General features: G+C 52.8%; 12 protein-coding genes. 3 read left to right on the forward strand and 9 right to left on the reverse strand.

The window, feature by feature from the left end; genetic code table 11:
• Nucleotides 1–29: 29 nt before the first annotated feature.
• The gene (locus Q0628_RS05825) at nucleotides 30–218 is read right to left on the reverse strand and encodes an AraC family transcriptional regulator (RefSeq protein ID WP_366979052.1); all 189 of its coding nucleotides are present in this window, start codon (nucleotides 216–218) and stop codon (nucleotides 30–32) included.
• A gap of 174 nt (nucleotides 219–392) precedes the next feature.
• Here Q0628_RS05825 and Q0628_RS05830 point away from each other — a divergent pair, with 174 nt between their 5' ends.
• Nucleotides 393–3,530: a GH116 family glycosyl hydrolase gene (locus Q0628_RS05830; RefSeq protein ID WP_298769048.1), complete on the forward strand. Its 3,138-nt coding sequence runs from the start codon at nucleotides 393–395 to the stop codon at nucleotides 3,528–3,530.
• Between the two features lie 189 nt (nucleotides 3,531–3,719).
• On the opposite strand, the gene Q0628_RS05835 is transcribed toward Q0628_RS05830, so the two are convergent.
• From Q0628_RS05835 to Q0628_RS05850, 4 genes are all read right to left on the reverse strand, one after another.
• Nucleotides 3,720–5,267 (reverse strand): hypothetical protein, encoded by a 1,548-nt coding sequence (locus Q0628_RS05835; protein ID WP_298769050.1) that lies wholly within the window; start codon nucleotides 5,265–5,267, stop codon nucleotides 3,720–3,722.
• A gap of 21 nt (nucleotides 5,268–5,288) precedes the next feature.
• The gene (locus tag Q0628_RS05840) at nucleotides 5,289–6,398 is read right to left on the reverse strand and encodes a hypothetical protein (protein WP_298769052.1); all 1,110 of its coding nucleotides are present in this window, start codon (nucleotides 6,396–6,398) and stop codon (nucleotides 5,289–5,291) included.
• A 238-nt stretch (nucleotides 6,399–6,636) separates the two neighbouring features.
• Nucleotides 6,637–7,794 carry a hypothetical protein gene (locus Q0628_RS05845; RefSeq protein ID WP_298769054.1) on the reverse strand — a complete coding sequence of 386 codons (1,158 nt, stop codon included), beginning with the start codon at nucleotides 7,792–7,794 and terminating at the stop codon, nucleotides 6,637–6,639.
• A complete protein-coding gene (locus Q0628_RS05850) occupies nucleotides 7,791–8,639 on the reverse strand; it encodes a TIGR02147 family protein (protein WP_298769056.1) in 849 nt (282 codons plus the stop codon). The genes Q0628_RS05845 and Q0628_RS05850 overlap by 4 nt, the downstream gene beginning before the upstream one ends.
• Before the next feature lie 169 nt (nucleotides 8,640–8,808).
• Between Q0628_RS05850 and Q0628_RS05855 the strand changes: the two genes are divergently transcribed.
• Both Q0628_RS05855 and Q0628_RS05860 read left to right on the forward strand, forming a co-directional pair.
• Complete coding sequence (locus tag Q0628_RS05855) at nucleotides 8,809–10,485, forward strand: glycosyl hydrolase (protein ID WP_298769058.1); 1,677 nt, start codon at nucleotides 8,809–8,811, stop codon at nucleotides 10,483–10,485.
• Nucleotides 10,486–10,576: 91 nt separating this feature from the next.
• Entirely contained in the window at nucleotides 10,577–11,461 is an 885-nt protein-coding gene (locus Q0628_RS05860; protein WP_072828256.1) for a phosphoribosylaminoimidazolesuccinocarboxamide synthase, read from the forward strand.
• A gap of 124 nt (nucleotides 11,462–11,585) precedes the next feature.
• Here the strand turns inward: Q0628_RS05860 and Q0628_RS05865 are convergent, their stop codons facing one another.
• The 4 genes from Q0628_RS05865 to Q0628_RS05880 form a co-directional block, all read right to left on the reverse strand.
• Nucleotides 11,586–12,272, reverse strand: coding sequence for a hypothetical protein (locus tag Q0628_RS05865; RefSeq protein ID WP_298769061.1), 687 nt, complete (start codon nucleotides 12,270–12,272; stop codon nucleotides 11,586–11,588).
• 36 nt (nucleotides 12,273–12,308) lie between these two features.
• On the reverse strand, nucleotides 12,309–13,394 hold the full coding sequence (locus Q0628_RS05870; protein WP_298769064.1) for a glycosyltransferase family protein: 1,086 nt from the start codon (nucleotides 13,392–13,394) through the stop codon (nucleotides 12,309–12,311).
• The gene (locus tag Q0628_RS05875; protein WP_298769066.1) at nucleotides 13,391–15,880 is read right to left on the reverse strand and encodes an NPCBM/NEW2 domain-containing protein; all 2,490 of its coding nucleotides are present in this window, start codon (nucleotides 15,878–15,880) and stop codon (nucleotides 13,391–13,393) included. Before Q0628_RS05875 ends, Q0628_RS05870 begins: the two co-directional genes overlap by 4 nt.
• Before the next feature lie 44 nt (nucleotides 15,881–15,924).
• Nucleotides 15,925–16,799, reverse strand: an 875-nt coding sequence (locus Q0628_RS05880; RefSeq protein WP_298769068.1) for a D-lyxose/D-mannose family sugar isomerase, incomplete at its 5' end; no start/stop codon positions are given.

Consider the following 16,799-nt stretch of genomic DNA (forward strand, 5'->3'; position numbering starts at 1 on the left):
ATTCTTTTGAGGAATCAAGAGTTTTTTTATTATTGTTTTATTCTGCGCTTATATTGTGCAGGGGTTTCTTTTGTTATTTTTTTAAATGCTCTGAAGAAGGTTGACTGATCTGAATAGCCCACTTTAGAACAAATTTCTGTAAGGGATAAATTTGTTTGCTCTAAGAGCTGTTTTGCGTAGTCAATACGAATATTCGTCACATAATCAATATACTTTATTTTAAGTTTTCAGAAAAACTTTTCAACTTGCAGATTAAGCATTTCATCGGCAACAAGCCCCTCCTTTTTACGCGTTTTCGTTTGTAACCTTAAAATACCTGCCAAAAGGTCCATCACCGCTCCAAATTTGCTAATTTTTCTAAGGTAAAATTAACCCTATTCATGGAATTGACTATGAGCATCAAAGATTATCTCGCCGGCGCCAAACAGGCCGGTTCCGTCCAGAAGCTGATGACCCCGGGCCTCGCCGTGGAATTTATCCAGCCCTGGTACACCCCGCTTTCTACGACCCCCTCTACCACGGGTATTGCTGTCGGCGGTATCGGCTCGACATTCACCGCAACGCCTGCGGGCACCACTCCCGTGATGAACGTGATGCCTGGCGTGCAGGTCCGCACCGAAAAGCCTTCTGACCTCCGCTTCAACAACTTCTTCTTCCGCGAATCCGTAATTGATGCGAAGGCCGCTCTCGAAATCGTCGACCTCGCAGGCTTTACGCAGATGCTCGCCAAGTACCCGCTGGTGGACGCAAAGGGCGAAGCACTCTTTACCGCCGCCGAACTTGCGAACCAGAAGAAGGCCGAGGCCAAGCTCAACAAGGCCATCGCCGAGAAGGACTTTTTCAAGAACAACAAGGCCGACTTTGAACGCTGGCACATCGAATGGAGCGACCGCACCGCGGCCCTCCTGAACAAGGCCGGTGCCGAACTCAACCGCAGCGCCGTCATCGACTTCTTCAACGGCGTCGTCGGCGAAAAGGCCGTGCGCCAGGGCGCCCTCACCGCCGCCTGGGCAAACGACACTGAATTCCTGGGCCAGGCCGGTTATGATGCCGCCAAGATGCAGTACACCGCTCTCTACCCGGTGAGTGAAACTAAGTACGAAGGCAAGGGCGTGCAGATTACCAAAACCCAGTCCAGCTACGTGACTCCGGGTGACGAACGCCTCTCCAGCCTCCCCGTGAACGCCACCGTATTCACTCTCGAAAATACCACCAAGGAAACCCGCGAAATCACGATTGTGCAGGTGCAGGACTGCATCGCCGGTTACATGGCCAAGAAGGACCGCCAGGGCGTTCAGGACTCCAGCTTCGTACTCGTTCCGTCTGCACGTTTCCCGAAGGGAGTCAAGTTCAGCAAGCAGGCAGGCGATGGTCGCGAAGTCCGCGGTCTCGAATTTTACAACGAAAAGCCGCTCGCCGAAAGCGACTTCAACGGTTGCATGGGCGTGTCTGTCGCTTGGAACAAGAAGGACAACCTGAACGTTTCCGTGAAGCCGATGTTCTACCAGGATGACGCCGCCTCTGTTTTGAAGGGCGCTCTCCGCAGCGGTCGCGTTTGCGAAGCCTGGGTCAAGAACGTTTACAGCGGCCGCGAAACGATGGCCGGTGCCGTCGCTGTGACTGCCGTCTTGAAGCCGAAGCAGAAGGTTTCTTTCCAGTTCAACCTAGTGCTCGACTTCCCCGAAATCAAGCTGAACAAGCTTACTTCCGCCAAGAAGTACACCGCATTCTTCCCCGAAGCTTACGGCCGCGTGGGCGCCATCCTAGAAGAAGCCCTCGCCGCAGACAAGAACTTTGACGCTCGCCTCAAGGCATTCGAAGCACTCGTGCCGAAGAAGGCCGTGGCCAAGCTCTACAAGACGGCCGCCAAGCAGGACGAATTCAAGAGCCTCGCCATCAACACGCTCAGCTTCCTCGCCGAAGCCACCGTGTGGGACAAGGACGACCGTTTCCTCGTCCGCGAATGCGCAGACTATCCGTTCTTCAACTCCCTCGACGTTTACTTCTACGGCAGCTTCAGCCTGATGGCCCTGATGCCGCGCCTCGACGGTGTGGTGATGAAGCGCTTCGGTGATGCGATTCTCGCCGTAAACGACAACCGTCGCCGTCACCACGAATACGTGAACCACCCGTTCGCAGACCTGCCGGACCCGAAACTCGAAGGCCCGCGCGCCGTGCGTGGCGCCGTGATTCACGACCTCGGAAGCCCCTTCGACGCCGAACCCGATGCCTACGACTGGCACAACGTGAAGGAATGGAAGGATCTCGCTCCGAAGTATGTTTTGATGGTTCTCCGTCATTACGTGAAGACGCAGGACAAGCAGAACTTGCAGGATTGCAAGGAAGCCGTCTACGCCGCCATGCAGTACCTCGAAAAGATGGTGAACGAAGGCGAAAACTTCCCGCTCACCCACGGTACCGACGACACGTTCGACAACCTCTCCAGCCACGGCATTTCCGTGTACTGCGGTAGCCTCTGGATTGCAGGCCTCCGCGCTGCGGCAAAGATTGCCGAAATCCTCGGCGACAAGGCACAGGCCGACACCTGGAATGCGAAGGCCGACGCCGCCAACAAGGAATTCGACGAAGCCTTGTGGGACGAAGCCGAAGGCTACTACCACTTCTTCGTGACCCCGATGGAAGCGAAGGACGTTGTGGCAGACAAGCTCCCGCAACTCGCCGACGCCATCAAGGACACGCTCGCGATTGACGGCAACAATGTGAAGGCCGCCCTCAAGACCATCAATGAATGGCTCAACTCCGGCGAAATCCCCAGCGATGTGGAACTTTCCAAGAACGAACTCCGCGGCCTCAAGAAGGCTTGGCTCACCGCCCAGTGCAAGGACGCCTTTACCGCCAGCTGGAACGCAAAGATTGCCAACGACTGCGACGATGTATTCGCCGACACGATGCTCGCCGACACTTACCTGCGTCTGCTTGGCCTCAAGCCCATCAGCGACGAAAAGAAGGCGAAGGCCAACCTGTTGCGCGTTTTCAACACGAACTACAAGGCCAACAGCCCGCTCATCGGTGCCGCCAACCTTGTTCGTAAGGACGGCAGCCCGCTCGACGAATTCAACTTCCAGGCTCACGACGTGTGGATCGGCATCCAGTACAGCATCATGTGCGCCATGATGCACCACGGCCTCGAAAAGCAGGCTGCCGACATGGGTGACTCCATGATCCGCAACCTCTACGAAGAAGCCCGCATTCCGTTCGCCGCACCGGAAGGATTCAACGGATCCTGCCGCCTGCACCCGGAAGCGCTCGTGAAGGCTTTCGGCCTTAGCGCCACCGCCGCCGACAAGATGCACAAGGAACTCCTGAAGAAGGGCGCCCTGCTTGCAGATTCCCGCATCAGCCCGAAGCTCCCCCGCAACCTGCCCGCCTTTACGAAGGCATTCGGCAGCATCGCGAAGGCCAACAAGGTTGAAGCAAGCGCGCTGTTCATGCTGCTCCACAGCACGGCTCTCAAGTACACCGCCGGCAAGTACTTCCGCCCCGGCATGGTGTTCGCTTTGCTTTATTAAGATTGCCTCGCTTCAGAGGTGAGCTCGACTCGCTCACATGGCCTTGGCCTTCGGCCAACGAATGTTCGCTCAACGACTTACCTCTTTCGCTTTCGCAATACTAATAAGCTCCGTTTTTTCGGATATAAAAACAGGTGTCCCGTGCGGGCACCTGTTTTATCTTTCCAAGGAGTATTCCGATTAATTGGGCTACTCAACGACATGCCTTTGCTTCACAATTTGCATCTTGTTGCTCGGATTGGTGTTCCAGCCGTAGTCGAACACGAGGATCGTCGCATTCCTAAAGGCATCCTCCGCTTCGATATAGAAGTCGAGTTGCGTCGAGCAGATGCAATCGGCCTGCGGTGCGGACTCGTCAATATCCGGCTTCACATAGAGGGTATCGCCCCCAACGGAAACATCGATATTCTTGAACTGCACGCCGCAAGGCATCTGAACTGTCTCGATAACAATCTGCGCCTTGTTTCCCAATTCATACATGTAGGCCACCGGAGGAATTGCGCCGTCACCTGCACGCGGGCCATCTGAACCACCGTCCGTCAGCGGGTCATCTCCACTGTTCGAGTTGCGGCACTGGGCCGTCGCATCCTCAATAATCTGGCGCGGGCGCTGCTTTGCCGCATCGAAAACTTCTATAGGCCATTTGTTATCAAAGACGGTATAGCCGAAATCGGCATATTGCCCATCGAACAGGAACTCCACCCGGGCATTGCACCCGCACGAATAATCTACACCCTTGCTGCGGTCGATATTCACGAAAAGCGTATCGTCAATAAGGTTCGCACCGGAGCGCGCAATGGCGACCTCGGCATCGTTCATCGCAGCGTTCGCGACAGCGCTGTCACCGCTGCAGGGCAGATCTAGCCGCGCATTAATGATAGTGAGCTTCGCAAGCCCGTCAATTCTTGTAATAGAGCCCATGTAGGGGTAAGGCTCAGCCAGTATATCAGGCGGAATAGTGCTCCCATCGAACCACTCGTTTGCCGTACAGGTAAGCGACACGTTGGAAACCGGTACGGCGACACTCCTGCCAGTAACCGACGAGGAACTCGGTGCTGTCGACGACGAAGAGGCTACATAGGATTCCTTGTCGATGGTCGAACGTATGACATCATCCACAACTATAAAGGTGGCGTTCGTAAAGGCGGGCTCATCCTTCATCACGAAATGGAATTCAGCCACGCACTTGGAGTCATCCTCCGCCTTGGCCTCGTCCACAACCTGCTTCACATAGAGCGTATCACCCACCGCCATGACATCGATGCTGTCGAGAAGCGCCGGATTCACAATCATCCCGGCAAACCCGCTAATCTTGTAAGCCGGCATCATCACATGGTCCACGGAAACAATCACCTTGTCGGAACCATCTTCCTGCCCCATGAGGGCGTGCGGCGGGAGAGCGAGGCCATCACCACCCGGAATATCGATATCGGAACGCCCTTTGGATTCCATGCATGTGCCAAAAACCTTCACCTTCTGCACCGGGTTACCCGCAATGGACGAAGAGGAGCTCACCGTTCCGCTCGAAGACTCCGGATTCTCGGAGCCCGAGGAAGAAGGCTGCGAGCCGGACGATTCCGCGCCCGCGCTCGACGACGGGTTCTCGGCTCCCGAAGAAATTCCCGTCGCAGAGGAGCTTTCCTCGCCGCCGGTAACGGGAGCCGTCGACGAAGATTCATCGCCGCAAGCAAGCAACATAAGCGACAAGACTGCCGAACAAGCAAACATTTTTTTCATACAATTCTCCTTTTTCCTAAACTATTCCATGGATTCCGTCGGCATAGGAATATAGTGTTCCTGCTGAAGCGTTAAAGTATTTTCATCAAGAACCAGGATAGACGCATAGACAAAAGCCTCTTCAACCATTATCCTGAAATTAGCCTCCCCTAGACAACGACAATCGGAATCAGCTCTCGTTTCATCTATAAACGGATTTACCTGGAGCGTGTCCCCAATGGCAGTCACTACAACAGTATCAAGAATAGACGGCGTCACGGTCAACCCCGCAGCCCCCTCAACCCGTTTGCATGACATCATCATATGATCAACGGAAACAACCGCAAAGTCGGAACCATCATCCCAGGTTATGACAGCATGCGGAGGCAAGGCCATGCCGTCGCCACCAGGTATGTCGGAGTTACCTCTGGCAGACATGCAGTCGCCCTCGATTTGAGTCACCACCTGGAAAGGATTTTTCACAGATTCTTCACTTGAAGAGGATTCCTCGGCATCGCTCGAAGAAGAGACTGCAGCGCTGGATTCCGGCGTAGTTTCACTGGACGAGGGCTCCGACGCAGAAGATTGTTCTTCCTCACCATCAGAGGACTCGGGACCCTGAGAATTGGAAGAGGCGAGCTCTACACCGGAGGCATGCAACTCAAAAACGCCCAGGTCTCCTAACACCAAGTGGGTCGCCCTGGAGAAATCGTCCTCCTTCTCAATCTTGAAGAAGATTCGTGTACTACAAATGCATCTAGCTATCGGGCTACTCGGATCGATATCGAGTTGAGCGAAGATCGTATCGCTCGCCATAGAAACATCCACCCCACGGACAATCGCCCCGCAATTAAGCATCACGTTTTCTACGACAACCGTTATGTCGCCATCTTCGCTTTCGTACATTTGCGCCACAGGAGCAGCATCCTCAGCACCATCAACAGCATCCTTCGCTTCGACAATGAAATCTGCCGCAACACCCCTATAGACATCGTTCCGGCATTCCGCTACAACATCCTTAGCAGTCTGATGCAAATCCGATGTCGAAGTCGATGTCGATGCCGAATCGTCGCCACAGGCAACCAAGGCGAACGAAAGAACCGTGACAACAGCAGCCGAAGCGGCAACCGAGACAACCGAAGACTTGTTCATTGAATCCTCCTCGTTGAATTCTTCTTTCACTCCTAAATATAAATCTACTTTTTTCAAAAAGCAATAGTTTCATGCAACAAAATTCATTTTTTTATCAAAATTATCAAATATTTTCAAAATTTCAGCAAATACAATTTCTATATGCAACACTTTTGTTTCATATAGACGAAAAAAAAACGGAGGGAGCCCTCGAGAGCCCACTCCTTCAAAACGTCGCTAAATAGAAGGTGAACGCGTCCTAAAGTTCGCTTTCGTCTATTCCCTCGAATACGATCTCGTCGATTTCGAGGAAACTGCCGCCACTGGCAAAGATGCTCATGAACCCAATTTCGTGGGCGATATTTTTCCATTCCACCTGGTACACGGATGCGTTGAGCTTTTCCCTGCCGGGCCTGAACACGAATTCCTTCCAGGCGGTGTCGGCGGTCGCGTGCCAGAGTGATTTCTGGAAGTTGTTGTCGCCAAGATCCTTGTAGTGTTCCAGCGCAAAACTGAAGTCGCAGTCCCCGCGCACCTTCACGCGGATGGCGGTGAGAGTGCTCAGGTCATAATAGCCCGTGTCGAGTCCGAGATGCGTGCCGAGAAGCACGTAGCCAGAATCGCCGAGGTCGAACTGCAGCGAAAGGTACTTCCCACGGTCACCGTCCACGATGGCACTGCCAAATCCGCCTGCAGAATCGGGCTTTATCCAGGTTGCCGTACCCGAGGCGATATAGTACCAGCCGTAGTTCTTGTAAGTCTTCGCGAGGTTGTTCAGGCTATCGCCATCGTCGAAATCCTCGAAGACGTATTCGCGGGTCTTTCCGGGAACATTCACGAGCGTGTCGGCTTCGGCTCCTGCTTCGAGCGAGAACGTGGCGACAGCGGAATCTCCGGCAACTACGGTGAACATGCCTGCGGGTACATGGGCGAATACGTAATCGCTTCCGGAGCGCGAGGCCATGTAGGGGGTAGATTCCAGGCGCAGGAATTCAAAGACTTCATCGTCAGTCGTCGTTCCCGTACGCAGAGTGAGCGATGCCGACGGGGCGAGTTCAATTTGCGTCGCGATTTCGGCTTCGGAAGCGGCGGACTTGAATTCGCTCCAGGTCATGAGTGCGGAATCTGCCCCGGCGATACCTTCGACAAAGCAGTTCCCGCTGGAACATTCTTCTGCGAGCGAATCGAAGTGGGCTAGTCCCGAATCGTTGGCGACGGCACTATTGACTACTGCAAAATCTGCCTTCGAATACAGGGTAACACGCGCCTGAGGAATCGGATCGCGATTTACATCATACACCGCGATGGCAATCCCGTTCGTCGTCTCGCTCGTGGCTCCCGCAGTTTCGGAGCCGCTGTCGGAACAGCCGGCAAGCAAGGCCACGCCCAATATTAAACACTCCACAGCCCTTTTCATCGTTCTTCCTTTTTCATCATCGGGAACAACTGGAAATTTAACTGATAAACGCTGTCGCAAATTTGCGAAGGCATCGCATTGACCACATTTACGATGGATTTTCGCGTCTCGGCGAGGATTTCGCGAATTTTTTCGATCTGTTTCGAGTCGAGCGCCATCGTGAGCGTGCTGATATCGCGCTTTTCCTTGGGGGTATCGGCGATGGACTTGCGGGCAAGTTCCGCAATGCTCGCCTGGTAGTCGCTGATGCAGGCGCTCAGCCAGTGTTCCTTCGTCTTGAGGTGGGCCTCGGTAGGTACCACGCGGCCATCCTTGCGGGTATGCGCGAGCCCGAGCTGCAACAGCGCGTCTACTGCGGCCTGTACCTGCGTGGCAGTGAGTTTCGGGACGCTGCTCTCGCCAAGCTTTGCGGCATCCTGCGGGCCGCGGTAGTCGAACACGTCGAGGGCCGAACGTATCATCGGGTAGAACCACTGCTGAAAGTAGCGGTAGCGGGCCTCGTCCAGCTCGCGGCAGGCGGCAGGGCGCATCTTCTGGAGCGTCTCGAAATGCTTGCGCACCTGCTCGTCGGTTTTCGCCTTCCCGTAGGCGACCATCTCGCGGAAATACTCCGCCTTGGCTTCCTTGAACCGGAAGAACTGCACGAAAGTCTCGATGCACTTGGGCGAAACGTGGCGCTTGCCCTGCAAAATCTTTACCAGGAGGCTCGCATCCATGTTGACCGCAGCGGCGAACACGCGGTAGCTGAACGTCGGGTCCAGCGACTTTTCCAGTTCGTAGAACTCCTGCAAAAACTTGCGGTAGTCGGAATAGTCGTATATGTTGATCTTGTTTTTCGAAAACATGGCGGGCCTGCCGGTATAAATATAGTTTCTCGCTATTAAATTTCCAATTTTTTCGGATCAATTTGTAAATTTTTTCAAAACAATGTTGACTTTTTTGTCCACACCCGTGGACATTTTACTGGCGGCAACCCGCAAAACAAGGTATATTCAGTATAACCAAGGAGTTCTAATGAATATCGGCCTTAAATTCGCAATTCTCGGTCTATGCGTCTCGACGGCGGCATTTGCCACCAAGTACGAGGCGGAATCGGCAACCGTATCTAGCGAAGCTAAAATTGTCAACAGCAGTGGAGTTTCGGGCACAGGGTACGCAAGTCTCCAGGAAGGCAATATTTCCTTCACAGATGTCACTGTTGAATCGGCTGGCAAATACACGCTCGCCATCCATTACAAGGCGGGTGATTACAAGGCTAACTACCTCAAGGTGAATGGCGCCACCGCAGGCACAATCGACTTTGCGGCAACGACCGGATGGGCAGATGTCACAACTGCCGTCACGCTCAAGGCGGGCACAAACACCATCGCCATCGAGAAATACTGGGGATGGATTGACGTCGACTACATCGATATTTCCGCCTACGAATCCGCCCCCTTCAAGCTTTCTGCGGCCCCGGTCACCCCGAACGCGACCGAAAGTGCGGTAAAGCTCTACAGTTTCTTGCGCGAGAACTTCGGCAAGAAGACGATTAGTGGAATCATGACCGGCGACATGAGCGGTTACACTCTGGGCGCCGACTTCAAGACCCACGACGACGTGAAGTACATCTACACGCGCACGGGCAAGTACCCGGCACTCGTCGGCCTCGACTTCCTATTCGCAACAGGCCCGAACGCGTCTCAAGGCTGGAACATGGAATACACCGACAAGGCGATTTCCATTGCAAAAGGCCTTTGGAAGGCTGGCGGCATCCCCGCATTCACTTGGCACTGGAAAGACCCGCTCGACAAGAAGGACGCCTTCTACATCCAGAGCGCAGCCGGCACCAACGAATATACGGACTTCGACTTCTCTACGGGTTTCAAGCCCGGCACCACCGAATGGAACACCGAAAGTGCCGCCTACAAGGGAATTGTCGCCGACATCGACCACATCGCAGACTACTTCCTCGAACTGCAGAAAGAAGGCGTGGCGGGAATCTTCCGCCCCCTGCACGAAGCGGGCGGAAAGTGGTTCTGGTGGAGCATCAATTCGGGCGAGCAGTTTGCGGCCCTCTACCGCCTGGTATTTGACCGCATGGTGAAGGTCAAGGGCGTAAAGAACATGATCTGGGTGTTCAACCCCGAAGGGAGTACCGTCACCTCCTGGGATCCGGGTAGCGATTACTACGACGTACTTTCCATCGACATTTACAACAATGAAAACGACCATTCGAGCAACGCAAGTTCTTTCGACAAGTTCAAGAGCGCATCGAACGGGACGAAGATTCTCGCTCTCAGCGAAAACGGCCCCATTCCCGACGTGAACAACATGCACACCGACGAAGCCGTATGGAGCTGGTGGATGCCGTGGTACAGCACCTGGAGCGGAACCTGGCCCGGCCAAACAAAGGATGCCGTGTGGAAGAGCAACATGGATGACGAACGCGTCATTTCGCTCGAGGACATGCCCGGCTGGGACAACTACACGGCAAACGTCACCCCCGATTCTTCAAACAATCCGAACGAAACAACTCGTCTCGCAAGAAACCTACAATTGCAGCAAGGCGGAACCGTCATGGCGGTCTTCGACATGAATGGCCACCGCGTCGGGAATGCAGAAACAATGAGCAGCCTCCCCCGCGGTCGTTACATCGTGCGTTCCAGGGTTCAGGGACACACCGTGAACTCGCTGTACATCAAGAAATAATAGTTGCAAGGAACTCCCATCCGCACTAGGGTCCCCTTCGGGGGACCCTTCATTCTACCATCCCTCCCTCTTTTCTATATTTTAGGGCACTATGAGCTTAAAATTTGATACCCCCATTACCGAAGTTCCGCTGTTCCACCAGGGCAAAGTACGCGACATGTACGACCTGGGCGACAGCTTCCTGATGGTCGCCAGCGACCGTCTTTCCGCTTTTGACGTGGTGCTCCCCACCCCGATCCCTGGTAAGGGCAAAATCCTGAACCAGCTTTCGCTGTTCTGGTTCCAGCACCTCGGCATGAAGAACCACCTCATCACCGCCGACGTGAACGAATACCCGGCCGTGCTCAAGAAGCACGCCGACTACCTCCGCGGCCGTTCCATGATCGTGAAGAAGGCCCACCGCCATTCCGTGGAATGCATCGTGCGCGGCTACATCGTGGGTTCCGGCTGGAAGGACTACCAGAAGACCGGCAAGATCTGCGGTCACGTTCTCCCGGAAGGCCTGCAGCTCTGCCAGAAGCTGGAAAAACCGCTCTACACGCCGAGCACCAAGCCCGACGTTGGCCACGACGAGAACATCAGCTTCGAACAGACTTTCGACATCGTTGGCGAAAAGGTCGCAACCACTCTCCGCGACATGTCTCTGGACATCTACACGAAGGCCCGCGACTACGCGGCAAGCAAGGGCATCATCCTTGCCGACACCAAGTTCGAATTCGGTGAAATCGACGGCGAAACCATCCTCATCGACGAGGTGCTCACACCGGACTCCAGCCGTTACTGGCCGGCAGACAAGTACCAGGTGGGCAAGAACCAGGAAAGCTTCGACAAGCAGTACGTTCGCGACTGGCTCGAAACTCTCGACTGGGGCAAGACCTACCCGGGTCCGGAAATTCCGGCAGACGTGGTAAAGAACACGCTCGCCAAATACGAAGAAATCTTCGTGCGCCTCACCGGCAAGCAACCTGAATTGTAAGAGGGATGAGCTCGGGCGCGATGCGCCCTTTGAGCAATGAGCTTTGAGCAAAAAGAACCTAGTATCAACTAGGTTCTTTTTCATTTTATCAGACCTCAGAGCGAAGCGACCTCATCGCTCACCGCTACTTTTTAATTAGCCTTAAGATTCCCTGTTTGTTGTACTCGGGGCTGTCCTTCGGAAACGGATTCTTGGCTTCGGCGCGGAGCACGTAATGCGCACCTTCACCAAGGTCGACTTCGGAACCCGATTTCGCCGGAACACCATCGCCGAACAAGGAGTCAGCCGCCATCAACAAAGCTTCTTGCGGGTCTTCGGCACTAGCCGCGATGCACAAATCCGGCAGCACGAACGTTGCTAGTCCGAGCGTATAAATCGAATCACCCGCTTCCACGAAATTAATCCACGGATCCATCGGATATTCGCCATCGCCCACTTCTTCACGGAAACCCGCATCGGTCCAGGCTGCGCCGCATTGCTGCATGTACACGCCCAGTGCGCCTGCGTTAAAGGCCTTCAGAATGGCCATATTCACTTGGGTCACTTCTTCGATATTCTTGACCTCGCCGAGCAAGAACAACAACGACTTGTGCGCTTCAATTGCAGCGGCAGTCTCTGCCGAAATATCCTGGTGTTCCTTGAAAATATCGGCAAGGCCCGCCACGCGTTCTTTGCGGATGACCTTGAACATCACACTACAGCCGGGAATGATTACCGATGTTGCGTCGGCAGCAAGCGTCACGGTTTCGGTTAAAGCGAGCGGTTCGTTAACTTCTTTAGTGAGTGGGAAAGCGAGAATGAATTGAGGCATGTGGATAATGGATGATGGAGGATGGATAATGGATAATTAGCAATCTGAGAACAGGTGGCATACAGCCTTTTTTAGAAGATCATTGCTTTTGGGTTTCGGGAGAGCAACGCCATTTTTTTCACTAATGGCAGCAAGCAATGTTTCTGCCGACAACTTGGATTCATCGACAGAGACGGCATAGTCCATGCGGGACAAATCACGACCTAAGACAATCTGTTCATACTGCCCAGGCGTGGGCACAAAGACACAGCGCGCACCGAGCACGGCCATATCCATAACCGTACTGTAGCCACCGCGGGAAATCACCCATTCTGCCGATTGAATCGCTTCAATAAATCGGTCATCCGGAAGGTGCGTATGGAATTCGAGATTACCCTCGTTCCACGATCTAAGTCCCGAAGCCGGTTTTCCGACAACGACAACATGGTGGCCCGGAATTTCGGAAAGAGTCTTGCGCAGGACATTTTCGAATCGGCTTCGCGCCGGTTCGACGCCAGAAACAACGGCAGCAAACTTATACTTAATCCCATTCGATTGAAGCGGAGCGCTGTTATTGAATCGAGACAGCGCACCAACATACCTGACCGGCACAGGACATTTTGACACATGCGAAAGCGCCCCCGCATACCCGGGAGGTTCAGGCAAGTCTGGGATCCAGACCTCATTGAAATGTCTCATGACCGAGGCGTGCCACAGCATGCCAATCGGCTCAAAAGGCGAAAACATCGGCGGGAAAGCGATACGACACTGATGCGTCATATACACCGATTGAGCTTGACGACTATAAAAGCCGAATCGATTATCCGACAGCAGCATATCGTAATGGTGTCGTTCCACCATCTGTTCGGCATAACGATGTTCAAAGGTGACAATCTTCTTCAAATGGGCGCTATTCTTGATAAGCCACAAGCCCATATTGTAGCCATGCTTTGGATAAACAATATTATACGACGGTGAAAGATGCTGTTTGATTTCGGGAAAAAAGCTACGCAAGAGGGCGGCATTCGAACGCGTCACGGCCAGCTCTACTTCTGCACCTTGATTCAGGAATTCGCGAACCACCGGCACACATCGAGTTGCATGCCCCAGTCCCCAGTCCAGCGGTGCAACAAGGACTTTCAACGTGCAGCCTCCAGCCAGGCATTCGCCCAATCGCCGTGATCGCAGTCCTTGTCCTTCTTGTCTCCTTCGTCGAGGCGAAGTTCAAGAGTGTTAACGCCAGACACATCAACATCGGCAGACTGCTTTTCCGTCGAATACATGCGCTTGCTACGGAACAGTTCCCTGTCGTCACCCACTACAATGAAATACGCCCCATCGCCACAGGCACTTTCGTCATCGAGGCCGAATGTCACATGGAGCGTCGCATAGGTCCTAGGCAACTTATAGCGGATTAATGCCGGAGCATGCGAACCAATACCATAACGGAAAACTTCCTTATCAAGCGTAATCTTGCCGTGTTCCACGGTTTGATTCAGCTGAGGAACACCCCACGCCTGTTCGTAGCTGTCGATTTTCTGATCCGATAGGAGCAGGACTTCTGGAGTCCGCACGAAAAATTCCTTCTTGAGCCTCAAGGAGTCTCCATCGGGCAACAGGCATTCGAACACGACTTTATTCAAGCCGGCCATGATCCCGGAAGAGTCCAGTTGCAGCGTATCCGCTTCCTGAGAAAGCATCAGATCTTCTTGCAGTTCCCCATTCAAAGTATAATTACAGGTAATTGCCTCTGGAAAATGTTTGCTCACGACCATTGAATTATTGTCCATCTCGCTCACAAAGAAATTCTGCAGATAATGAGACACTCCCTTCTTCGCCACAATTTTGTATATGGCAAGCGGATAACCGAATAATTTCGGTTCAATTAGCACGCGTTCACTCTTGTAATCCTTCAGAATTTCATCAACCTGATCCGTCGTCTTGAATCCCACTACGCGAGACTTGCGGTTGAGTTCCCCATAACCATCCTGACCACGAACCATATAGATATTGCCACCGGATGCCTGCTGCCACTTGGCAAAGGTTTCGTTATCCCACCCCATGAAGGACCTTTCGCTGAACGAGCTGTGACGCGAAGCCAGCATCTGCCATGGACGGGAATAGATAAAGATTGAGTTCTCGGGATAGCGTTCAAGAGCCTGATCTAGGTAATCCTCTTCTCCCAGAAGCTTGTTCTTGTAGTAAAGCATGTTGTGGCGGTAACTATCGCCATGGTAGATCATGAGTCCAACGGAAAGGGCTACCGAAACGGCCAGAACAATCTTTCCTGCCGCATCCGTCTTCATCTTGGTCGTAAAGGCAAGGGCATCGTATAGGCCGAGTGCCATGATCAGAGCGAACAGAGGAAGCGCCACCAGCACATAGCGCTGGTTAATGTCAATGGTAAATGTACCTGACACATTCAGAAGTATTACGAAAATCTGCAAACAGAAGGTTATGCCGAGTAGGGCTCCACGCCAATACCTACGCGAGTAAAACAAGCGGAACAGGAGCCAGACCGTCGCCGCAAGCAAGATGACCGTAAAAGTCGTATAGAACGGATTCATCATGATTCCACCAAAAGCGGGGTCTTCCTTCAGATTCATCATGATTTCGATATTCGTCTTGAGATTGAACCAAAGATTTTCAAGCGAGTGGGCAGCATGTTCTCCACCCTGAAAATCGTAACCGCGGTAGGCCGCCATGGTATTCACAGAAGGCCAACTCACAGCAATGACTGCAGCGACAAACAGCGGAAGGCGATGCGCCTTTTCCAGAAAATACTTATAATAGTAGAGAGCGAAGGGAATAAACGCAAATACGGTCTCCTGGCGAGTCTGTGCAAAGAAGCCAAGCAACGGGACCGTCAACAGGAAATGTTTCCAGTTCACCTTGGAGGCGGGTACAAAAGAATACCAAGCCATAAGAACCGCAAGCAGGAAAATATAAAGGACTTCTGTCGATGCAGCACGCGCCTGCAACAGATAGATTGGCATACCGCCAAGAAAAGCGGTCGCCGCCAAGGCGGCCCATTCGTTTTTGAACCATTTCGAAAGAGCGAAGAAAAAGAAAAGCAAGCTAAGCAAGTAGAAAGGATAATTCACCCGCAACGCCGTATCGCGCCCCGGTTCCATAAAAAGGAACACTAGCGAATAGACAAATCCTAAAGCCTTGCCCTTGAAGTTATTCACTTCGGTTTTGCAGTCCAGGACGCCATCCTTCCATATTCCTTCGTTGCAAATACCGCCCGTTTGGTCGAAGTACATCTGGAGTCCCATCGACTCCCAGCTCGTCTCGTCACTCAATACGCGATGCGTATTGCCGATATTTCCGAACATGAACACCGAAAAAACAAGTACAATTCCAGCAAAAGCGCAAAGACTCTTTCCCGAAGGCCTATAGTCGTTCCAGCCGCGCAGAACCGTGGGCAAATTCACGAACAGGCCGACCACAAGCAGGACAAATGTCGAGAGGATGGCGTAATACCCCCAGTCAATGTCCCAGCGCCTAGCATAGGGAACGGTCAGATTATTGAAAATAAGGAACGCAACGACCAAAACGGCCATCGTAATTCCTAAAGCGACAAAATGCCTACGGCAGACGCCTAGACGTTCTAGAATCTTCTTCATGTCCTAAAATGTATAAAATTAGGCGAATGGCCCCGAACCCGAACCTACGAATCTATGTATTTAGCCACAAATTCGTCATACGGAAGCGGTTTGGAATAATAAAAGCCCTGCAGACACTTGATCTTGAAGTGCATCAGAAAATCGCGCATTTCGGATGTTTCGATACCTTCTGCCGTCACAGAAGAAGAGAAGGAATCCGCCAGGTCCGAAATAAACCGCACCGTATTCTGATCCGAATTATCCTGCACGACATTCATGACAAAGCTGCGATCAATTTTCACAGAAGTTACGGGGAGTTCTCGCAGAACGCCGAGAGAACTGAAGCCCGTTCCGAAATCGTCGAGGGCGATCTTAATACCCTTGCTACGGAGATCCGTAAAGATTTCCTTGAGGAGCGACATATCCAAAAGGCGACAACGTTCCGTAATTTCGAGGCAGAGATTTTGCGGAGGGAAATCAAATTCCTTGAGAATCGTCAATACATCCTGTACGAAACTATGTTTTTCAAGCTGCGTGTAGGACAAATTGACATTCAGGGAGAAACCCGGATAACGCGTTAGGAATGTTTTTCCGTCCCTCACCGCGCAACGCAAAATCCACTTGCCAAGCTCCGGGAAAATATTATCCTGTTCCAACACATCCATGAACTCGATGGGCGAAACAGTCCCATACGCATCGTGTTGCCAACGGACTAGAGCCTCCGCTCCCACCAACTTTTCAGTAGTCGCATCTACAATCGGCTGATAGCACAGGAAAAAGCCTTCACAATCGCTCACAATGCTATTTCGAATGACATTTAGTCGTTCTATCTCAAAATGGTTATCGGTTTTATCATCGTTAATGGAAGAAACTTCGCCGACAATTAAGTCGCCGGTACCGTCTTTAGCTTTAAATAAGGGATATAGCCCCGGATAAATGG

It is taken from the genome of uncultured Fibrobacter sp. (assembly GCF_937877005.1).
Taxonomy (GTDB): Bacteria; Fibrobacterota; Fibrobacteria; order Fibrobacterales; family Fibrobacteraceae; genus Fibrobacter.